The organism is Neoroseomonas lacus, assembly GCF_014644535.1.
Taxonomy (GTDB): Bacteria; Pseudomonadota; Alphaproteobacteria; order Acetobacterales; family Acetobacteraceae; genus Neoroseomonas; species Neoroseomonas lacus.
Map to the genome: position 1 here is coordinate 320,104 of NZ_BMKW01000002.1, position 21,424 is coordinate 341,527.

At 67.5% G+C, this 21,424-nt stretch carries 14 protein-coding genes and 3 pseudogenes; 9 read left to right on the forward strand and 8 right to left on the reverse strand.

Annotation, left to right across the window (positions count from 1 at the left end):
- Nucleotides 1-18: 18 nt before the first annotated feature.
- Together IEY36_RS30555 and IEY36_RS04910 are read left to right on the forward strand one after the other, a co-directional pair.
- Nucleotides 19-1,869: an FUSC family protein gene (locus IEY36_RS30555; protein ID WP_229681135.1), complete on the forward strand. Its 1,851-nt coding sequence runs from the start codon at nt 19-21 to the stop codon at nt 1,867-1,869.
- A 91-nt stretch (nt 1,870-1,960) separates the two neighbouring features.
- A complete protein-coding gene (locus IEY36_RS04910) occupies nt 1,961-3,400 on the forward strand; it encodes a TolC family protein (RefSeq protein ID WP_229681136.1) in 1,440 nt (479 codons plus the stop codon).
- 264 nt (nt 3,401-3,664) lie between these two features.
- Here the strand turns inward: IEY36_RS04910 and IEY36_RS04915 are convergent, their stop codons facing one another.
- Nucleotides 3,665-5,299 (reverse strand): Na+/H+ antiporter, encoded by a 1,635-nt coding sequence (locus tag IEY36_RS04915; protein ID WP_188965806.1) that lies wholly within the window; start codon nt 5,297-5,299, stop codon nt 3,665-3,667.
- Between the two features lie 359 nt (nt 5,300-5,658).
- Here IEY36_RS04915 and IEY36_RS04920 point away from each other — a divergent pair.
- A protein-coding gene (locus IEY36_RS04920) for an IS630 family transposase (RefSeq protein ID WP_188965807.1) occupies nt 5,659-6,692 on the forward strand; the annotation gives its coding sequence in 2 pieces (ribosomal slippage) (nt 5,659-6,121 and nt 6,121-6,692; 1,035 coding nt in all).
- Between the two features lie 441 nt (nt 6,693-7,133).
- Here the strand turns inward: IEY36_RS04920 and IEY36_RS04925 are convergent.
- Nucleotides 7,134-8,369 (reverse strand): annotated as a pseudogene (locus IEY36_RS04925) (IS3 family transposase).
- A gap of 114 nt (nt 8,370-8,483) precedes the next feature.
- A pseudogene (locus tag IEY36_RS31300) lies at nt 8,484-8,579 on the reverse strand (hypothetical protein); the annotation flags it as partial.
- Nucleotides 8,580-9,119: 540 nt separating this feature from the next.
- On the opposite strand from IEY36_RS31300, the pseudogene IEY36_RS04930 reads away from it, so the two are divergent.
- The 4 genes and pseudogenes from IEY36_RS04930 to IEY36_RS04945 all read left to right on the forward strand — a co-directional run.
- Nucleotides 9,120-9,650: pseudogene (locus IEY36_RS04930) on the forward strand (transposase); the annotation flags it as partial.
- Between the two features lie 74 nt (nt 9,651-9,724).
- Nucleotides 9,725-9,904 (forward strand): hypothetical protein, encoded by a 180-nt coding sequence (locus IEY36_RS04935; RefSeq protein WP_188965808.1) that lies wholly within the window; start codon nt 9,725-9,727, stop codon nt 9,902-9,904.
- A 483-nt stretch (nt 9,905-10,387) separates the two neighbouring features.
- Nucleotides 10,388-10,855: an antA/AntB antirepressor family protein gene (locus tag IEY36_RS31250; protein ID WP_308423121.1), complete on the forward strand. Its 468-nt coding sequence runs from the start codon at nt 10,388-10,390 to the stop codon at nt 10,853-10,855.
- Complete coding sequence (locus IEY36_RS04945) at nt 10,821-11,150, forward strand: BRO-N domain-containing protein (protein ID WP_229681178.1); 330 nt, start codon at nt 10,821-10,823, stop codon at nt 11,148-11,150. The genes IEY36_RS31250 and IEY36_RS04945 overlap by 35 nt, the downstream gene beginning before the upstream one ends.
- 88 nt (nt 11,151-11,238) lie before the next feature.
- Here the strand turns inward: IEY36_RS04945 and IEY36_RS04950 are convergent, their stop codons facing one another.
- From IEY36_RS04950 to IEY36_RS04965, 4 genes are all read right to left on the reverse strand, one after another.
- Entirely contained in the window at nt 11,239-13,059 is a 1,821-nt protein-coding gene (locus IEY36_RS04950; RefSeq protein WP_188965809.1) for a primase C-terminal domain-containing protein, read from the reverse strand.
- A 147-nt stretch (nt 13,060-13,206) separates the two neighbouring features.
- Nucleotides 13,207-13,431 (reverse strand): helix-turn-helix domain-containing protein, encoded by a 225-nt coding sequence (locus IEY36_RS04955; RefSeq protein ID WP_188965810.1) that lies wholly within the window; start codon nt 13,429-13,431, stop codon nt 13,207-13,209.
- A gap of 117 nt (nt 13,432-13,548) precedes the next feature.
- Nucleotides 13,549-14,136, reverse strand: coding sequence for a hypothetical protein (locus IEY36_RS04960; protein WP_188965811.1), 588 nt, complete (start codon nt 14,134-14,136; stop codon nt 13,549-13,551).
- Nucleotides 14,133-15,485, reverse strand: a complete 1,353-nt coding sequence (locus tag IEY36_RS04965) for a tyrosine-type recombinase/integrase (RefSeq protein WP_188965812.1) — start codon at nt 15,483-15,485, stop codon at nt 14,133-14,135. Before IEY36_RS04965 ends, IEY36_RS04960 begins: the two co-directional genes overlap by 4 nt.
- Nucleotides 15,486-15,871: 386 nt before the next feature.
- Between IEY36_RS04965 and IEY36_RS04970 the strand changes: the two genes are divergently transcribed.
- Both IEY36_RS04970 and IEY36_RS04975 read left to right on the forward strand, forming a co-directional pair.
- Nucleotides 15,872-17,164, forward strand: a complete 1,293-nt coding sequence (locus tag IEY36_RS04970; protein ID WP_188965813.1) for a methyl-accepting chemotaxis protein — start codon at nt 15,872-15,874, stop codon at nt 17,162-17,164.
- Between the two features lie 64 nt (nt 17,165-17,228).
- Nucleotides 17,229-19,502, forward strand: a complete 2,274-nt coding sequence (locus IEY36_RS04975) for an NADP-dependent malic enzyme (protein WP_188965814.1) — start codon at nt 17,229-17,231, stop codon at nt 19,500-19,502.
- 334 nt (nt 19,503-19,836) lie between these two features.
- Here the strand turns inward: IEY36_RS04975 and IEY36_RS31075 are convergent, their stop codons facing one another.
- Nucleotides 19,837-21,354: a hypothetical protein gene (locus IEY36_RS31075; RefSeq protein WP_188965815.1), complete on the reverse strand. Its 1,518-nt coding sequence runs from the start codon at nt 21,352-21,354 to the stop codon at nt 19,837-19,839.
- Between the last annotated feature and the right edge of the window lie 70 nt (nt 21,355-21,424).

The window sequence follows — 21,424 nt, forward strand, 5'->3', positions numbered from 1 at the left end:
GGACGCCTTGAATTCGCCTTGCGGCTGACCGCGATCACCGTGGTCGTCGCGTTGGTGGGGGAGGTCTACCAGCTCCCCGATCTCGCGCTCGCCGTCTATGTCGTCTTCTTCCTGAACCGGCCGGACCGCACCAGCAGCATCATCGTTTGCGTGACGATGACGCTGCTGCTCACATTCTGCATCACTCTCATCCTGGGCGTCCTGCTGCTGACGGTCGATCAGACTTTCTGGCAGGTCATGAGCATCGGCATGCTGTCCTTCCTGCTGCTCTTTCTGGGATCGGCAAGCAAGCTGCGGCCCGTCGCAGCCACCGTTGCACTGATCGTCGGCTATGCGTTGGACACGCTTGGCCAATTGCCGGTGGGCGAGCTGGCCACACGGGCAGTGCTCTACATTTGGTTGGTGATCGCCGTGCCGGCGGGGATCTCGATCGTTGTGAACCTACTCGTCGGGCCGACGCCGCGCAGTCTGGTCCAGCGCGCGCTCGCCGTGCGGCTTCGGATCGCCGCGCGTTTCCTCCGTTCCCCTGACGATGAAACCCGCAGCGCCCTGACCACAATGCTGCGCGAAGGCGATGCGGAGCTGCTCGGTCTGCTGAAGCGCGCTGCACTGGAACACGTTTCGGCCGAGGGCGATCTCGCCAGCCTGCGCCAGGCCTCATCCTCCAGCGTCGCACTTCTGGCGCTGCTCGACCTCACGAGCCAAGCGCCGGCGGCGGCCCTGCCCGAGGCGACGCGGGCGGCACTCGCTGAGGCGATCGACGAAATGGCGGTGATCTTTGCCGCCGGCGGCGTCCCAGTCTCGGCGGCGATCCCAGCCGACAGCACCGGCGCCGGACCCGTAGCGACGGAGTTGTGGGAGATAGTGGGCCGTTTCACAGTGACCGACGCCGTTCATGCGCCTGCCATGCCGCGCGACAGCTTCTTCCTGCCGGACGCGTTCACCAACCCCGATCACGCGCGCTATGCGCTGAAGACCACGGCGGCGGCACTCGCCTGCTACTTCCTATACATGATCCTCGACTGGCCGACGATCCACACGGCCTTCCTCACCTGCTACGTCGTCGCCCTACCGAGCATGGCGGAGACGACTCAAAAGCTTCTCCTACGGATCACTGGCGCGATAGCCGGCGCGGCGGTCGGGATCGGTGCGATCATCATGGTGGTCCCCGCCATCACGGGGATCGATCAGCTTCTGCTCGTCATTGCCTTCTGCACGCTCATCGGTGGGTGGGTTGCCGCGGGAAGCCCGCGCATAGCCTACGCCGGCTTCCAGTTCGCCTTCGCCTGCTACCTGTCGGTCATCCAGGGCTACGGACCGGCCTTCGACATGGAGACGGCGCGAGACCGCGTCATCGGGATCCTGCTGGGCAATGTCGTGGTCTATGCCGTCTTCACAACGGCCTGGCCGACCAGCGTGGCGCGCCGGATCGATCCCGCACTGTCGCGGGTCGTGGACTTGATGCGAGCTCTCGTCTCGTCATCGCGGGCGCAGCGTGTCGCGGCGATGGGGCCGCTCCAGGCCGAGCTTCGTGCGGCCGAGGAAGCGTTCGCGCTGATCCCGCTGGAGCCCGCCAACATCAGACCGCAGCCCATGCTGGTGGCGCGCCGCACGCGTGCGATCGCCGACATGGCCGCGCTCTCGGCCGCGTTGATGGTCGGCTTGCGGGCGGGTGACCGCCCCGTCGTGGATACCAGGCTAGCGCAGATCGAGGCGTGCCTGGCCTCCGCAATGAACGGCAGGAGGCGGCCGGAACCCATCCGGCCTGTGCTCGATCCGGGCATCGAGTGGCGACTGTCGCGGATCGAACGTGACCTACTCCGGCAGCCCATGCCGCCGTTGGGAGTGCAACATGCCGTGGCGTCTTAACCTGCAGCGCTTGCTGCCTGCCGCATCCATCGCTCTGGCCGGCTGTGCAGGGACTGCCGACCTCGCTCCACCGCGGCCAGACGAACCTTGGGTGCCGCCGACGAATGCGAGCGGAGAGATCGTGCCGGGTCGCCCGGTGCTACCGGCGGCGGGGGCACAGGGAGGGTTCGTTCTGCCCTCCAACAGGGCGCTGCCACCCATCCCCGAAGCGGCTGGCGCCAATGCGAACCAGGCCCACACGCTCGCCGAACTCATCGACATCGCGCAACGCAGCAACCCATCCACCCGCATCGCCTGGAACGCCGCACGTGAGGCGGCGCTGGCCGTGGGCCTTGCGCAGAGCACCTTCCTGCCGCGACTGACCGCTGTGGTCGTCGGCGGCTACCGCTACGGCAGCGGGGATGACACGACACAGCTGGGCCGACGCGCCGTGAGCAGCCAGTCGGACGACAACCTCACGGGCGGCGCCGCGGTTCTCGGGCTGCAGTGGCTGATCTTCGATTTCGGGCAGCGGGCGGCGCTGGTTGATGCGGCCGGACAGACGGCCATTGCCGCAAACGTAGCGTTTACGGCCGCGCACCAGCAGGTCATCTACGACGTGACCTTGGCCTACTACATGAATGCCACGGCGCGGGAGCGCGTTGCGCTGCTCGAACGATCCCTGGCGAATGCCCGCGCGGTCCAGGCGGCAGCTGAGGCGGCCGTGCAGCAGGGCCAGGGAACGGTCGTCGAGGTGGCGCAGGCGCGCCAGGCGACGGCGCAAACGGAGCTGCGCCTGGTCCAGGCGCGGGGCCGCGCCCAGGACAGCCATCAGACCATCGTTACCGCGACGGGGCTGCCCCCGCGCGCGGCTCTGCGCGTTGCCACGACGGCTCGGCGCCCGCTGCCCCCGAATGTGGACACGCTGGCCGAGGCCACCATGAACGAGGCGGTGGCGCGGCGTCCGGACGTACTCGCCGCCTTCGCCAGGCTGCGCGCCGCCGAGGCCGGCATAACCGCAGCACGCGCATCCTTCTTCCCGAGCTTCTTTGCCACCGGCAATATCGCGGGAACCGATGGGCGGCTCGGCATATCGTCCTTGCCGGCCGTAGGCGAGATGGGGACCTCGACGCTCAATCTGTCGGGGCGCCAGTTCAGCTCGTTGATCCTCGGCGGCCTTGCCGTGCCAATCTATGACGGCGGCGTCCGCAGCACGACGCTGCGTCAGGCGCAGGCGCGAGCGGATAGCGCCGGGGCCGCGCTGCGGCGAACGCGCGACGACGCGGTGCGGGACATCGTCATGGCCGAGAATGCGCTGCGAACGAGCGTGGCGTCGCACGTGGCGGCGACAATCCTGGAATCTGCCGCGAACACGACTTTCGACGCGGCCCTGGCGAGCTATCGGAACGGCACGGGCACGCTGACCGCTGCCACAGTGGCGCAGAATGGCCTTCTCGATGCGCGGATGGCCCGCGAAGATAGCTACAGCGCAGCGCAGATCGCTGCTGCCGGGTTGGCTTTCGCGATGGGGATGCTACGTGGCGGACCGTGAGCCGACGGGCGAGCCGATCTTCGACCAGAGCGGCAGGATCAGCAGCCACCAAAGCAGAGGACTCTGCGCGTGACTGGAAGCATCCAGGGGCCACGTCGCCCAGCATCAGTCGTTGGCGCCTTGGCAGGACGATGTTTGACAGGCTGCTGAAGATCCCGCAGACGTAAGTCGTGGCTCGCACATGTCAGGATCCGCGTGCGTCGATGAGACGTGCTCGGACACCAGAATGCGCGGCGGCAGGAGACTACCCGCATGCGGGTCTCACTAAGACTCCAGCCGTGCCCGTAGGGCCAGTTCGGCGAGGTCCGTCTCACGCAGGAGTTTATGCGCCACATCGTCTGAAAGACGACCATGCAGCGCTAACCCGGCGATCGCTGAGCGCTCGGCGCGAACCGCGATAACCCGTACACGCTCCGTCTGCCGCTCCTGGTTGCCTCCCGTCTGGGGCATGGAATCGTCCGTACGCAAAGAATCGAGGCGCTGACGGTAATGGTCGGCGACGACTGCCAGCGCGCCGTGTAACCCCTCTTCGCTAGCCGTTGTGGCTTCTGTACGGGCCGTGAGTACGGCAATCGCCGCTTCGGCGGCGGCGATCCGTGCCTGTTTCTCCTGTCCGTCGATTACAGCCTCTGGCAAGGCGCCGAGGGAACGAAACATACGGGGCAACAAGATGTTTGCCGACAGCAGCGACAACAGGATCACGCCGGCCACGATGATGATCACAAGGTCACGCGATGGAAACGCTCCGCCATCCGGTAGCGCGAGAGGAAGACTCAAAGCACCGGCAAGACTTACTGCGCCGCGCACGCCAGCCACAGACATCGCTGTCGTCAGCCGGCAACTAGGCCACTCGCGCCGCTGCTCCCGTGGCCGAATTACGCCCTGCCACACGAAGATCGAGGTCCATACCCAGGCGAAGCGAAGGAGTGCCAACGTTACGGTGACGATCAGTACAGTGAGGGCGAGCCACGCGGATTTGTCGCCGCTACCTGCAAGAATTTCCGCGCGCGCCAGTATGCCTGGCAGCTGCTCACCAAGGAGTAGGAAGATCGCACCGTTCAGCACGAATTGCAGAGTCTGCCAGACAGCGTTGCGCTGGATCCGCGTCTCGGCCAGTGCACGGCCACCAACTTCCACCCGGCTCATCACCAAGCCTGCGGCCACCGCAGCGAGTACCGAGGAGCAATCTAGGGAATCGGCCAGGATGAACGCACCGTAAGGCGTGAGAAGGCTAATGAGGATCTGCACCGGTGCCTCCTCCCCAAGACGCACGGTGACACGGAACTTGAGTATGGAGACGAGAAAACTGAAGGCTGCGCCGACGGTGATGCCACCGGCGGCGGCCCATACCACTTCCCCCGCCGTCCACCAGACCGAGAAGGCACCGGTCATCGTGGCCACGACGGCAAGATGCAAGCAGACAAGCCCGGATGCGTCGTTGAACAGCGCCTCCCCCTGAAGGATTCGAAGGACCCGATTCGGGACGCGCACTTTCGCTAGCATGGCCGTCGCCGCCACCACATCGGTTGGCGCGAGTACCGCCGCCAGCGCGAAGCAGACTGGCAATGGCGTGAATACCAGAAGAAAGTGGAGCAGGTAGCCGAGGCCGAGCACGGTGAAGAACACCAGACCGAAGGCTAGAGATAGCACTGTGCGGGCATTCGCCCGCAGATCCCGCTGCGGCACCCGCCAGCCGTCGAGGAAGAGCAATGGCGGCAAGAAGAGGACGAAGAAGAGCGCCGGATCGAGTTCGAGGCGGAGATCCATCGCCAGGCCGAGAATCGAGCCCGCCAATATCTGCACAAGAGGCAAGGCGATGCGATTGCCAAGGACCTTTGCGATCCATTGCGTCAGAACCACCACAGACAAAAGGAGGAGAATGTTGCCAAACTGACCCATGACGCGTCAGGCCGGCGCGGACCATACGCTCGCAGCGACGGCGCCGATCAGTGTAGGCAGGGCGACCTCCATTCGTGTCGGAGGCGAGACACTCGGTGACATGGAACACTCCGGGTGATCACGCTTCGTGGGGGTGGTCCGCCTCCGCTCATCCGACCAACATTAACCAATGGTATGTGCCTCAACCCATCGGATATTTCCAATCATTGGTATCGTTGCGCGATCGCATGTCGGAGTTGGTCTCGAGAGAGTTGACCTGCGCAAGGTGTAATACCAACTCCCGTGGCGTGTGACTCACGGGAGGGATTCCCTGATGCGGCGGTGATGTGATTCAAGGTGGTGATCCTCGGAGGCTCACCATGGCGCGCGCCATTGCCCTGCGTTCCGACTTCAGCGCTACCGAGCTTCGCCGCCTGGCGCGGCGTAGCAAGGATGCCGCCCAGGCCCGCCGTCTGCTGGCGCTGGCGCTGGCAGCGATCTACGACGGCGGCACGCGCTCGGAAGCGGCGCGGATCGGCAACGTGACGATGCAGATCGTCAGGGATTGGGTGGTGCGGTTCAACGCCGAGGGGCCGGACAGGCTGACCGACGTGCACCGTCAGGCGCTGGCCGCGCAGATCGACCGCGGCCCGATCCCCGCAAGCCACGGCGTGGTGCGCTGGCGGCTGGTCGATCTCGGCCAGTGGCTGTGGGAGGAGTTCGGCGTCTCGGTCTCGATGCAGACATTGAGCCGGGAGGTGCGCGCGATGGGCTACCGCAAGCTCTCGGCGCGCCCGAAGCACCATGCCCAGGCCGAGGGCGCCATCGAGACGTTCAAAAAAACTTCCCCGCCACGCTGGCAGGCATCGCGCGCGAGCAGGGCCTCGGTCTCGACGCGGTAGAAATCTGGTTCGCCGACGAGGCCAGGGTGGGCCAGAAAAACAGCATCCCCCGGCGCTGGGCCCGGCGCGGGACCAGGCCCTGCGCGCCGCAGGACCAGCGCTACGCATCGACCTACATCTTCGGCGCCGTCTGTCCCGAGGGCGGCAAGGGCGCGGCCCTGGTCCTGCCCTTTTGCAACACCGCGGCGATGAACCTCCATCTGGCCGAGATCGGCGAGATGGTCAGCCCCGGCAAGCACGCCGTGCTGCTGCTCGATCAGGCCGGATGGCACCTCTCGGGCGACGTCGCGGTGCCGGACAACATCACTCTGCTGCCGCTGCCGCCGAAATGTCCGGAGCTGAACGTGATGGAGAACGTCTGGCAGTTCATGCGTGACAACTGGCTATCCAACCGGGTCTTCCAGGACCACGACGACATCGTCGAACACTGCTGCCATCACTGGAACCGCCTCGTCGACCAACCCTGGCGCATCATGTCCATCGGACTGCGCGATTGGGCACATCGGTTCTAATCAGCAGGAGTTGGTATAAGGCGACTGCGAGGATGCGCGCCCGTCGCGCCGCCCCACCTTCCGCGACCACCTACTTGCCACCTCACAAACACCCGGCCGGCACTGGCGCACTGCCGGGCGTGGCAGGTCCCGAAGTTTCCAATCTGCGGTTGTTCCGATCCCGCCAGCAGCCTCATCACCGACCGAGCCTAGAAACCCGGATTTCCTCACATTCTCATCACTGACGGCGAACTTTTCCCACGAGTGGACCTGTTGATAAGTCGCGCAGCGCAGCACCGGCCTAGCTTTCAGCCAACCGCCGCGCCGTGATGAACAGGCGAGGGTAAGGAAGTCGAAGGCGCCTTTCCTCACCGATCCGAAGGGGTGCGCCGCGGCTTCATCACCGGCGCCGGGCAGCGTTGCTTCGTAAGCGTCAGCCCTTCCCCACTGGAGTTGCCCCCATCAAACCGGACATGCGGCTTGGGTTGCTAATTGCGCAGCGATGAATTCACGGGCGAGCGCATGCGCAAGCCGCTGTGAGGGTGGATGGTGTTGTAGTCCTCGAACCATTCGACCAGATGCTGGAGGACCGAGATGGCGTCTGGCCTGGGGCTCACGCGGACGTAGTCGCGCTTGAAGGTCTTCACGAAGGCCTCGCAGACCCCGTTGCTTTCCGGGCTGCGCACGGGCGTGAAGCAGGCTACGAGGTTCAGTGCGACGGCGAAGTCGGTGGTCTCGCCGGCGGTGTAGGCGGAACCGTTGTCGGCGAGCCACTGAATGGGCTGCGGGGGCACAGGGAATCGAAGCGCCGTTCGACGCAGTCGAGCATCATGTCGCGGATCATCTCGCCGCCGATGCCACCGCCGGTGGTGGCGACCCAGGCCATGACCTCGCGGTCGTGGGTGTCGATGGCGAAGGCGACGCGCACGATCTCGCCATTCCAGCAGGGGATCTCGAAGCCGTCCGAGGACCAGCGCTGGTTCGAGGCCGCGGTGACGACGGTGCCTTCGTGCGCGCGGATGGCGCGCCGGCCGGTGTGGGGTTGCAGCAGCAATGAAGCGTGGCGCATGAGGCGGAAGACGCGCTTGTGATTGAGCGGGGCCTCGCCCGAGCTGCGCCTGGCGCGGTTGAGCAGCGCCGTGACGCGGCGATATCCGTAGGTCGGGCGCGCGTCGGTGATGGTGCGGACCTCGGCCAGCACGGCATTATCCTCGGCGCGGCGATAAGGGCCGCGCCGCGGCCGCTCGGGGCGGCGGAGATGGTCGGCCAGGTTGGACCTGGCGACGCCGATGGTGTCGGCCACGGCTTTCACCGCGAACCTGCCGGTGGCGGCGACGGCAAGCGCCACGTGTGTCTTTTTGGGCGGGCCTGCTCGAGGGCCTCGCGCAGGATCTCGGTTTCCATCGTCTTGCGACCGAGCAGGCGCTCGAGCTCGCGGACGCGGTTCTCGAGTTCCCGGACGCGGCAGATGGGTACGACCTCCTCGTCGGCCCTGACCGCCTCCTGCCCGCCCTCGGCCATGCGCCGCCTCCACTGGAACAGCAGGCTGGGCGAGACGCCGTGCAGCCGCGCGACGGCGGATACCGTCATGCCGGGCTGCATGGTCTGCTCGACCAGCCGGACCTTTTCCTCGGCAGTGTAGCGCCGGCGGCGGTGGATGCCGGTGATGATCTCGACGCGCTCGATGGGCTTCGACATAGGCGTGCGCCTAGGCTTGAACCCAGGCCCTCCCGGCTCTGCCACCTGTCCGGTCGAATTGGGGGCCGCTCCACCCACGGCTCGCGGTTCTATGCTGATGTTCCACGGCATCAGATCATCGATCCTGGTGGCGAGGTGCCCCTTGGCGAGGCGGTCGAGCACGGCGGCGATGTAGGCCTCGGGGTCGCCTATGCGCGCACTACAGGGCATGTCGCCATTCTCTCGCACCGTTGCTGCATTCCAGGGTGCGTCTCGCCACGGCTTTGCCGTCGGCGCCGGGATTGTATGGTCGGCGACAGTTGCACCCGGTGCTACGGCCGCCAGCGCGTTGTCGGCTTCTGTGCCGCGCTGAACTAGAAGGCGCGCAGCCTTCGAGCGGTCTGGCAGATCGGGGTGACGGCCCGCCAGGCGCTGAACTGAGCATCCAGGTCCTTGGAGGTATGGAGTTCGAACCGGCGAGTTTCCGTCATCGGCACCGATCATAAATTTACGTATATTACGTAAATATAAATATACGAATTGTACGTAAATATCGAAGGCAACCGAATCTGATCGGAGCCGCCGCTGCCAGGGGTCGCCAGTCAAGGACGGGCTAAGATCGCCCGTGCGCTGCTAGCAGTGCGGATCGCGCGAGGCTGGCCGATAGGGAGGCTCGTGCGGGCCGAATGGGGGAGTTGGACGCCTCCAGAAACCCTCTCGTCATGATGCCCACGAGCTGATTCGCAGATGAGATCGGGGCGGGAGAAGGCGATGATACGGCCGCCTGGGTTCTTCGATGTTGAGGAACCGCTGCGCGAATCATCAGCCAAAGGCGATGACCTCGAGCGGATCGCCGTGCTGGTGGATTTCGCTATGTTCCGCGCCGAGCTGGAGCAGGCCGTGCCGCGTTCGGAGGGTACCAAGGGCGGCCGGCCCGCCTTCGATCACGTGCTGATGTTCAAGATCCTGCTACTGCAGACGATGCATGGGCTTTCGGACGAACGCTGCGAGTACCTCATCAAGGACCGTCTGGCGTTCATGCGCTTCCTCGGCCTCAGGCTGGCCGACCCGGTGCCGGATGCCATCACGATCTGGGCGTTCCGCGAGGCGCTGAAGCGCACCGGCGCGGTCTAGCGGCTGTTCGCGCAGTTCGATGCCACGCTGCGCGCTGCCGACTACCTGGCGATGGGCGGACAGATCGTGGATGCGACCATCATCGCCGCGCCGAAGCAGCGAAACACCGAGGCGGACCGGGCGGCCCGATCGCCTCGCACGCTTCCTGAAAGTGCTCGCCGAGCCCCTCGATCGCGTCCATCAGCCAGCGCCATTCGGGGGCGGCTGGGTCATTTGACGCGACCATGAGGCGGCGCATCGCAATGTTCGCGCGCGCCACGACGACGAAGCGGCTGGAGGCGACGCTGAAAGGTGCCGCCGGGCCGGCTATGCCGCGCACGCTCTCCGCCGCCCTCCGCCTGGCCGCCGAGCACCAGGACCAGCTCGAGGCGCAGGCTGGTGATGTGGCGACGATCGCCCTGCTGCGCGTGGCAATGCCTTGAAGATGCTGGGTTTGCGCGAGGCGCATGTCGCGGTGGTTCAACTTGAGTGCGACCACAGGTTCAACTTAAGTCGAACCTCGGGTGAGGTGCCCCCACCCCGTGGTGGGCGAAGTGGGGGCTACGGAACTTCCGATTGCTGCGCCATCTGGTCGCGGCCGGCCGAAGCCTGCCCGGTTGCCATCGCCTTTTGGGGCGGTATCCGCTCGCGGCACGGGCCTGATAGCCGGCATGACATTGTCCGTTCAAGCGGAAGCCGCCATAGAGGGTGCGCCTCAGCCGGACGCCCTCCTTCGCGGGAGGCGGTGGCAGCGGAACGCCAGGAATGGCGGTGGGCCTGGCGCCCTGAAAACCGTGTAGAACTGGGCGAGCCCCGCCCTATGGCGGGGTTTCGCGTTTCTGGATGCGGTTGCGATCGCGAAGCTCCTGCCGGTTCAGCCGCACCGCATCGGCGAGGGCCCGGTCGAGACCATCGCCGCGACCAAGCTGCACACCTTCCTCGAGCTCGCGACCGCGTGCCCCCTATGGCTCGAGCGCCGCATTGAGGAATACGGCTTCAGCGAAGGTGTTGATTTTGTGCGCGATTCTTTTCCTTCAAATCTGAAGGAAAAGGGAAAGCGGGGCCGCCCGGCGAAGGAGTGGTTTCTGACCCTCGACATGGCAAAGGAGCTGGCCATGGTCGAGAAGAACGAGAAGGGGCGTGAGGCGCGGCGCTACTTCATCGGCTGCGAGCGCCGGCTGAAGGCGGCGGCGGACGGCGACCTGTCGGCCCTGCCGCTTGTCAACGCGCCCGCCGTCATGGCGCCGCCGGCGGCGATGCCCTTCGTCTTCGAGGGCGCCGAGGTGCGCGTCGTCATGCGCGACGGCGCGCCGTGGGTTCGTCCTGGCGGATGTCTGCGCGGTGCTGGGCATCACGAATGTGGGGAACGCCGCCGCCCGCTTGGACGACGATGAGAAGGGTATCCACACCATGGATACCCCTGGCGGGCCGCAGAAAACCGGCCTTGTCAACGAGTCTGGCCTCTACTCCACCGTGATGACCAGCCGGAAGGAGGGCGCCCGCCGGTTCAAGAAGTGGGTTACGGGCGAGGTGCTTCCGTCGATCCGCAAGGATGGCGGCTACATGCTGGCGCGCCCGGAGGAGACGGTTGAGGAGCTGGCGGCGCGCGCCATGGGGATGCTTCAGGCCACCGTCGAGCGCCAGAAGGCGCAGCTCGCCGTCGCGGTGCCCGCTTTGCAAAGGCCCTGAAAGTGGAAACCCCGCCGAGTGAGGGCGGGGTTTCGGAACAACCATTCCTGGTATTCGACAGCTCCGTTACCGGCCAGTCGGGTGCCTTTCAGCGACCCCCAGGGCGCACCACACGGGTAGGAAGCAGCACCGCGGCGAATATCAGGCGAAGCGCCGGGCGTTGCAAGCGCGCCGAGCTGGTGCTGTGGCGATCGGGTCCGTCCCGGGGCCGCCTTCGCCAATGCCGAATGACTCGCTGACGGAGAGAGGGCTGCGGCGACATCGGCGCGTGCCGCACCCGCCTCCGCCCGATGAATCCGCCATGCCGCCGATAGGCGAACTGCGTGCGCGCCTTCTCGACCTGGCCGCGCTGGCGGCGGAGACCCATGCGGCGGAGCGACGCATCCTTGTCGCGGCGAAGGAACGGCTGGCGGTGGCGCTGGCCGATCTTGGCCACCCCTGCATCCCCGCCCGCCGCCGGCTGCTGGTGGTGGAACGGCGCCAGCTCGAGACCGTCATCGCCAGCGCGCGGCGTGTCCTGGCCGATTGAGTCCAGTTCTGGCGCCAAGGTCGGCCGGCCGCTAATTGCCGCGCCGCTCGCCGCCGGGGTCTCCTCCTCCATCTGAGAGGCCCGGATAGCCGTGGCACTACCTGATAGGACACCGTCTTGCACCATAACCGGCGGCTGAGTGAGGCCGATCCAGCGGGCCTTCACCGTCCGCAGCGACACGCCGGCCTCGCCCGCCACTGCGGCCTGGGTGACGCGCTTTGCCCCTTCGCGCAGCCGATCCATCGCGGCGGCGATCTTCGCATCGGTCGTGGCGGCCCGTGCGGCGGCTGAAACGCGACCGGCGACGATCTGGCGCGCCTCGATGGTCAGCCCTGCACCGATGGTGCTGTCCCGCCCGCGCGTGCTGCTGGCGCCGGTGCCGGGCCGAAACCGGGACAGCATGAACCTGGCGATCGACTTCGCCGTGGCCGTCACCTCAGCGGCGGGCAGCGGCTCGGCGAAGGTGGCGTTGACGCGCATCGCCTCGGCCAGGATCAGGCCACCGTCGCGTTCATCGCGGTCGTAGGCCCACCACCGGACCAAGTCGAAAAGCGAGCAGTTGCGGCCGAGGGCCGAAGGTTCCGGCCGGGCCTTCCGGCGGCGTTCGCGCCGGGCGCGCTCCCGCGCCATCTCCTTCGCTTCCTCGCCATGCTCCTCGGCGAGCGCCGCGATGATGTCGCGCAGCTCGACCGGGCCGGCGCCGGGGATGGTGTGCCACACAAGCCCGGTGCCGGCTGCCTTCCACGCATCCCATACAGCCGGCGTCTCCGGCCTGACGCCGCGCAGAAGTCGTTCGCCGGCCAGGTCAGACACCAAGCCAAGCGGGTTCTTCACCAGGCACCGGTGCCCCAGCGGCGTGGCGCGGAAGAAAGCCGCCAGCAGGCGGATCGTATAGTCGGCGGCCCATTGCGCTTTTCGGCTTGCGTCCTTGCCCATCGCAACGGGAGTGCGGAGGAAGAAAATCGCATGGCTCCGGCCGCTGCGCGGGTCGATCACCAGCATTGGCCGGACGTGCGGAGGCAGCGCCGCGGCCAGCTCGATTACGTCGGCGTGGTCAATGTCGAGGACCAGGGCGTTGCGGCGCGTCTCGCTGTCGAGGGACACCCAAGGGATGGTGGCGGCGATATCCAGGCCGATCTCAAACGAAAAGCGGGCGCGGCAACTGGTGCGATGATTCTGGCTGCACCGCACATTGCGGGGCAGGCGCGGCAGGATTTCGTGAGCGAGGCCCAGCGCGGCCGGCGCGGTTCGGCGAACCCGATCGAGCGCCGCGCTCAGGAGGTCGGGGCGGCGGCGGTTCCAATCACCTACGCGGCCCGCCGCGCGGAAGCTGGCGCGGGGGGCAGTAGGCTCGATGGGGATGGGGAGGATCGCCGCCATGGGAGGCTGGCGACACCACAAATAGTAGGGCTTGAAACGGAGGAGGCACTATTAGTAGAATGGCGCCGTCGAACTCGACTTCTTTGTGCTTTCCCCCGGTCGGTGCCCTTGCGGTGCCGGCCGGTTTCCTTTTCTGGGCCTTCCCCCTTACGCCGCGGCCGTGGCGCCGCAGAACTTGCGGAGGCTGTCGCCATTCACCAGCGTGCGCTTGCCGGCATTCACGAAAGCCAGCGCGCCATCCTTCTGGCGGCGGCGGAGCGTCGCGATCGACAGCCCGCTCATCTCGGCCGCATCGGTCAGCGTGTAGGAGAAGGCCAGGGGGTTGATACGGCGCGCGCCCGGCGTGTTCTGCTTGCTGTCGGGGGTGGTCATGTCGGTTTCGCCTCTGCGATATGGCGCGATGTGCGCCGGTCCGACACGCCTAGTAAGCGTATGATTTTGTTTATGGAAATGGATAGTAGGCACCCCCTAATTTCCATTTCTAGGGGGCTACTTGGAGGGGGCCTTCGGCCTTGTCTCTAGCTTGATCCCGACTGCCTTCGCAGCAGTTTCGGCGCGGCGGCGCAGGCGATCATTTCTCGTCTTGGCTGGCTCCTCGATAAACTCCTGGCCGGGCAGCAGCGATGCCCGTTCCCAGCGGTCGAGCACGGCCACGGCTTCGGGCAGGGTGCCCGGCTGCTCGTGCTCCAAAATCCAGCCCTCATGCTGGATTGCAGCGGAGTCCGTGGCCTTTGCAGCCGCCGGCACGAACCCGTTGGCGAGGAAGCCCGACAGGCGCCCCACGACGACGGTGTACTGGTTGGAGGCGTAGGAATCGCCGCCCCGGCCGATGATGCGGAGGAGCCGGGCGACAAGCCCCGCGACAGCACGATCCCATGCCTGTTGGGTTTTCGCAGACGCGAGATCGTTCATCTGGGGGTCTATCCCTTTGGGACCGGTCAATTCGGGCGCTCCGATGGCGAGGTGCCGCCGGAGCTGGGCGAAGTCGTACTCCCATCGCTTCCGGCGCCCGGCCGCGGCCTTTTGGGTGGCCTTGCCATCGGCCCGCGCCCGCTCGGCTTTCTCCGCTGGGATCATCGCCCCGCGCTCTTGCCTTTCCCCGCTTCCTCGCTGTCCACGCCCAAGCAGTGGGAGGCCCACGCCCCCATAAGGCTGATCCGCCGATCGAGCATGTCACTGCGCCGATACGCCGCTGACGCGGAGTTTGCGATCTGGTGGGCCAGCGCGCGTTCGGCGGCTTCCCGTTCGTGAGGCCGGGTGTCGTCAACCCATGTCGAGAACGAGGAGCGCAGGCCATGCGGCACCGCCTCACGCCCGTCCGGGTCCCTCCACGGCGCCGGCGCGCCGTTCGGCCGATCGGCGTTCATGCGTCGCATGACGGCGGACAGCGACATGTCGGACAGCGGCACGGTGCGCTTCCGGCCCTGAAAGATCATGGCATCTCCGCGCAGGGCGGCCAGGGCGGGGAGCTTCTCTGTCGTCGCCGCTATGCCGGTGGCATCCGCATAGGCCAAGGCGAGAACATCCAGGGCGGCGGGCACCAGCGGAACCCGGTGCGCCACCCTGTCGGCCGTCTTCCGTCCCTTCATGACCTCGCCGGGAATAGTCATGACTGGCGTAGCACCGTCGAACGATAACCAAGACCACCGAGCCTGCCGCACCTCGCCAGAGCGAAGTGCCGTCAGGCCGAGGAAGCGCAGCGCCAACGCCGACGCGCCCTCGACCTTCTTCAGGGCCGTGAAGAATGCAGGCACCTTCAACCAAGGGAGGGACGGCTGTTTCTGCTTCCCGCGAAGCGGCGCCAGCCCGGTGTAGCGCAGCATCTTGGGGTCTGCGGGGTTGTCGTTGGCGCGCCAGCCGTGCGCCGCGGCGAACCGAAGGATGACGGCGACATACTGCAACGTCTTCTTGGCCACCGCCGGCGCCGACGCCCAAACGTCGCCTATGGCGTCGCGCACCGCGGCCCGGTCGATATCTGCAACGGGCGTGTCACCGATCTTCGGATAGATGTGCCGTTCCAGAGCGGAACCCCACTGCTGCGCAGTCCGCGGGCTTTTCCAGCCCGGCATCTCGGCTTTGATGCATCGCTCTGCGACATGCCGGAAGGTGCGGGCGATGGCCACGTCCTCGGCCGCACGCTGATTGCGCTTCTCCTCCTTCTCAGCCCGCGCCGTTCGGATCGGATCATCACCGGCCCGCGCGGCCTTTCGCGCGGCATCGGCGCGCTCCTGCGCTTCCTTCAGGCCGATATCGGGATAGCCACCGCCGAGGCCCATGTCGCGGCGCCTCCCGTCGATCACGATCCTGGCGATCCAGGTCTTGGTACCGGAGGGCTTCACCACCACCAGGAGCCCCTTCCCCGCGACGACGCGATAGGGCTTCTCCCGACCCTTCAGAGCATCTAGGGCCTTCACCGTCAGCGCCACGTTCCGCACTCCGGGCATGTGGGCACCGTCATCGGGGCCTTGATCCGGAGCCCACAATAGTGCCCACATCAAGCCTGCGCTAGCCTGATCTGATGTGATCCGTGTTGGCGTAGAATACGGCGGATTTTCTAGCTAATACCTCAGAAATCGAATCAGCCTGATCCGGTCTGATTCGCTATTTTGGTTTCTCTCGACCGCACCAGTTTTCTCCTGAGCCTCTGAATACTCTGGCGTCGTGCGTCTCATGGCCGCCCTATCGTCGCGCCGGCCAGGCGCCGCTGCGTCACATGGGTCTCGCGCTCTCCTTCGGCGAGTCTTGCCGCCGCGCCATTAAGCGTTCCGCAGCAAGAACCGACGCATGATGCGGCCTCAGAGGATGAGGCTCTATGAAACTCCTGAACCGCAACAGCGCCAGCCAGGACCTGCGCAATGCAGCCGAATGGCTCGAAGTCCTGTCCAGCCATGCCGGCGTCGGCCTGTGGGACGCCATCCTGTACAATGGCGACGCCATGCACCCCAAGGCGCGCTGGACCTGGTCCGCCGAGTTCCGCCGCTTGGTCGGCTTTTCCTCCGTCGCTGAATTTCCCGATGTCGTGCAGTCCTGGTCCGACCGCCTGCACCCCGAGGATGTGGACGCGACCTTCGCCGCCTTTGGCCAGGCGCTGGCCACCGGCGCCGGCTATGACGTCACCTATCGCCTGAAGGTGCGCGACGGCAGCTATCGCTGGTTCCGCGCGACGGGCGGGGTGATCCTCGATGCCAACCGCACGCCGCGCCGCGCCTGTGGCAGCCTCGTCGACATCCATGACGCGCGCGAGGCGGAGGCCAGGCGCCGCAACATGACCGAAACGCTGGCGCGCCGCTTCGAAGCCGAGATCCTCGCCGCCGTGGGCGATGTCGCCGCCGCCGCCCAGCGGCTGGAACGCGATGCCGGACTGATGAACGGCTCGGCCGGGGAGGCCTCGCGCCGCGCCGGCCAGGTCGCCACCGCCTCCGAGGCCGCCGCCGCCAATGTCCAGTCCGTCACCGCCGCGACCGAGGAGGTCACCGCCTCGATTCGCGAAATCGCCCAGCAGGTGACGCGCAGCACCCAGGCAACGAGCACCGCGACCAACCAGGCGCAGCAGGCGACCCAGGTGGTGCATGGTCTGGTCGGCGACGTACAGAAAATCGGCGATGTGGTGAAGCTGATCAGCGATATCGCCGGCCAGACCAACCTGCTCGCCCTCAACGCCACCATCGAGGCGGCCCGCGCCGGGGAAGCCGGCAAGGGCTTCGCCGTGGTCGCCTCCGAGGTGAAGACCCTGGCCGCCCAGACCGCCAAGGCGACTGAGGAGATCACCGCCCGCATCAGCGCGGTGCGCGACGCGACGGGCAATGTCTCCCTCGCGATCGACGCCGTCGCCCGCACCATAGACCAGCTCGCCGAAGCCGCAACCGCGATCGCCGCCGCGGTCGAGGAACAGGGTGCCACCACCGCCGAGATCGCCCGCAACGTCCACCAGATGGCCGGCGCCACGCAGCAGGTCGCCGGCAGCATTCAGGCGGTCAGCGGCGCGGCATCGGAAACCGGGAAGGTGTCCGGCGGCATGACCCAAGCCGCACAGGAACTGGCCCAGCAGGCGCAGACCATGCGCGCCCGCGTCGATGGCTTCCTCGGAGAGCTGCGCGCGGCCTGACGGCCGCCCTGCGGGACTGACGCTCCGGCGCCAAAGGCTCTATCCTCCGCGCCGGAGGTACCTGATGGACGACGATTTCCGGCGCGCTGCGCTCGACTATCACCGGCTCCCGCGCCCCGGGAAGCTGGCCGTCGAGCCGACCAAGCGCATGGCAACGCAGCGCGACCTCGGCATGGCCTACTCGCCTGGCGTCGCCGCCGCCTGCGAAGCGATCGTCGCCGACCCCGCCGCCGCCTACGACTACACCACGCGCGGCAACATGGTCGCCGTCATCACCAATGGCACGGCGGTGCTGGGCCTCGGTGCCATCGGCGCACTCGCCTCCAAGCCGGTAATGGAGGGCAAGGCGGTCCTCTTCAAGAAGTTCGCCGGCATCGATTCCATCGATATCGAGATCGAGGAACGCGACCCGGCGAAATTCATCGAGATCGTCGCCGCGCTGGAACCCTCCTTCGGCGCCATCAATCTCGAGGACATCAAGTCCCCCGAATGCTTCATCATCGAGCGCACGTTGCGCGAGCGGATGAAGATCCCGGTCTTCCATGACGACCAGCACGGCACCGCCATTATCGTCGCCGCCGCGGTGCGTAACGGGCTGCTGGTGCAGGGCAAGCGCCTCGAGGATGTGAAGCTGGTCAATACCGGCGGCGGCGCGGCCGCCCTCGCCTGCCTCGACCTGCTGGTCTCGATGGGGCTGAAGCAGGAGAACATCACCGTCTGCGACATCGGCGGCGTGCTCCATACCGGACGCAACGACCTCGACCCCTACCGCGCCCGCTACGCCCGCGACACCGAGGCCCGCACGCTGGAGGATGCGCTGCCGGGGGCGGACATCTTTCTCGGCCTGTCGGCGCCGCGCGTGCTCAAGCCGGAATGGTTGAAGCTGCTCGCGCCGAAGCCGCTGGTGCTCGCCCTCGCCAACCCCGAGCCGGAGATCCTGCCCGAGGCGGTGCGCGCCGCGCGGCCGGATGCGATCGTCGCGACGGGGCGCACCGACTACCCGAACCAGGTCAACAACGTCCTGTGCTTCCCCTTCATCTTCCGCGGCGCGCTGGATTGCGGCGCCACCACGATCAATGAGGAGATGAAGATCGCCGCCGCCGATGCCATCGCGGCGCTGGCACGCGTCGAGGCCTCGGAAGTCGTCGCCGCCGCCTATGGCGGCCAGGCGCCGGTCTTCGGCCAGGACTACATCATCCCCAAGCCCTTCGACCCGCGGCTGATCCTTGAGATCGCGCCGGCCGTCGCCCGCGCGGCGATGGAATCCGGCGTGGCGACCCGCCCGATTCCCGATTTCGACGTCTATCGCCGCGAGTTGGAGCGCAACGTCTTCCGCTCCGGCAACCTGATGCGCCCGGTCTTCGAGGCCGCCCGCAAGCGCCCCCGCCGCGTCGCCTATGCCGAGGGCGAGGACGAACGCACGCTCCGCGCCGTCCAGTCCGTGGTGGATGAGGGCATCGCCGAACCGATCCTGATCGGCCGGCACGACATCATCGCGGCGAAGGTCAAGGCGCTCGGCCTGCGCATGGCGCTGGGCGACAGCGTCCGCATTCTCGACCCGTCGCAGGATGCCGATGTCTTCGGTCCGCTCGCCGAACTCTACCGCGTCAAGGTCGGCCGCCGCGGCACGCCGCCGGACGCGGTGGACCGCCGGATGCGCACGCGCCCGGCCGTCGCCGCCTCCCTGCTGCTCGAAGCCGGGCATGTGGACGCGGCCATCTGCGGTGGCACCGGCGACTGGATGGGGCAGTGGAAGCATGTGCTCGACGTCATCGGCAAGCGCGACGATGTCGGGCGCGTCTACGCGCTGTCCGGCGTCGTCACCCGCGCCGGCGAGCACCTGTTCGTTGTCGACACGCATCTATGCCTTGAGCCGACCGCCGAGCAGATCGCCGAAATGACGCTGCTCGCCGCCGAGCAGGTGCATGCCTTCGGCATCACGCCCAAGGTCGCGCTACTGTCGCATTCCTCCTTCGGCGCGTCGCATGCGCCCTCGGCACGGCGGATGCGCCAGGCGCTGGCCTTGATCCGCCAGCAGAACCCCGACCTTGAAGTGGACGGGGAGATGCACGCCGATGCCGCGCTGATCCCCGCCATCCGAAGCCGCGCCGTGCATGATGGCCGGCTGGAAGGGGCGGCGAACCTGCTGGTGATGCCGGGGATCGACGCCGCCAACATCTCGTTCAACCTGGTGAAGGCGGCGACGGACGGGCTGCAGCTCGGCCCGCTGCTGCTGGGGATGAACAAGCCGATCCATGTGCTGGTGCCGAGCGTCACCGCGCGCGGCATCCTGAACGTCACGGCGCTCGCCGTGGCGCAGGCGAATGCGATGGCTTGAGCCGGACGGAGAGGGGCGCCACCCCTCGCCGGACCTCACCCCGCCACGGGTACCCAATGACGTTGCGAAGCAACGCCAACGGGAGCCCATCGACCTAAAGGCCTCTGGACACCTCGACCTGGCGTTGGGCCCGACGGTCTGACCGAGAAGGTAGCGTCTTGCCGGGCCCGATGCCCCGCAAGACGCATGGCTCCTGGCGGGGTGAGCATCCCGCCCTGCCCTCAACAGGTATCGGTTTCCAAAGGCCGCAGGCCTTTGGTGGGGTGGCCCGGAGGGGGCCATGCCCTCTCCGGTTCCACCCCCCGCGCGCAAGGAGCGCCGCCTCTCCAACCCGTCACCGCGCCGTGGCGGTAATCCCCAGCACGCGCTGCATCTCCGCCGGGCTTGGCGGCACGGCCTGCATCTGCTCCACGCCGATCGGCTGCGGCGGCTTCAGCTGGATCTGCACCGACTGCGCCTGCCCCCGGATGAAGCTCAGCACCGCCTCGCGGATCGGGTCGAGCGCCACCGCCCCCGGCTGGCTCAACGTGCCGCCGACCATGGCGGCGAATTGCTCGCGCAGCTGCGGCTCGGGCGTGCGGGTCTGCGTCGACTGCATGGCGAGGAACCGCCCGAACAGCGAGGCATCCGCATATCCCAGCGCGGCTGAGACCAGCCGCGCCTGCGAGAAGTCGCTCGCCTGCAGGCGCTCGGCCGTCACCCCGTCCACAGTGACCGAGAAGGTCAGCGTACCGGCCTGCCGCGCCGCGATGGTGAGGTCGTTGACCTCGACCCGACCGGTGCTCGCGTCATGCACGGTCGAAGCGGAAATCTCGCCCTCGATCCCCTGGTAGCCGAACTGCGTCAGCCAGGGCGCGATCATCGGCAGCGGTTCCACCCGGATGCCCCGGGCGGCGAAGGTACCGCGGCCCGAACCATCCTCGGCGGTCAGGTCGGCCGCCATCTGAAGCTCGGAGATGCCGCCGACCGGCTGGCCGGCTCCGGTCAACTCAAGGCCCCGCATCTCGAGGCTGGAATGGCCGACCAGGCTCGGCACCCGCTCGCCGCGGATCACCGCACCGAGGATGCGCGCCGCATCCACCCCGTTCATGGCCAAGCGGGCCATGCGCACGCCGTCGACCACGCCGGCGCCGGGCTGGGCGGTCTGCAACCCTTCCATGACGAAGCGGGTCGGCTTGCCCGCCGCCCAGCCGCCCAGTTCCAGCGAGGCCAGCGTCAGCGTCGTCGTGCCGGACACCTGAAGGTTCGACAGTTGCAGGGTATCGAGGCTCACCTGTTCGGGCTGCGGCGGCCCGCCGCCCGGGTTGCGCGGCACCGTCAGCCCGGCGACGCGCAGCATGCCGATATTGACGGTATTGCCGTCCTCGGTGGTGGCGAAGCCACGCAGCACCGCCTCGGCAACGCCATCGGCGCGCAGGCCGTTGAGCGCGACCTCGTCAATGGTGGCGCGCTTGCCGGGGCGTTCGAGCACCACGGCGGTCATGCGCACCTGCTCGCCGGCGGCGCCATCGAGCGTCTCGACCGTGGCGTAGGAGAGCCGCGTCTCCGGACCGAACAGCCCGCGCAGCCGGGTGACCGCGGCCGGCTCATTGGGCGGGATGACCTGCGGCCTGGCGATCGAGGGCGGGGGCGCCGGGGCAGGCGCCTGCACCACGGGCGGGGTGGGGCGGACCGGGTCCGGCGCCACCTGCTGCGGCGCGCCGAGCGGCGGCGGCTTGGCGGTCGGCAAGGCAGGGGCCGCGGGCGCGCCCAGCGCGGAGGGCTTTTGCGCCATCGCCGCGCCCGACAGGGCGAGCCCCGCGACCGTCGCCAGCGCCACGGCCCTGAAACCCATGCTGCGTGCTGCGTTCATTCCCGACGCCCTTCCTGTTGCGGCGCCGCAGTAAAGCCCACGGCCCGCGATGCCGCTACCTTCGCCTGTC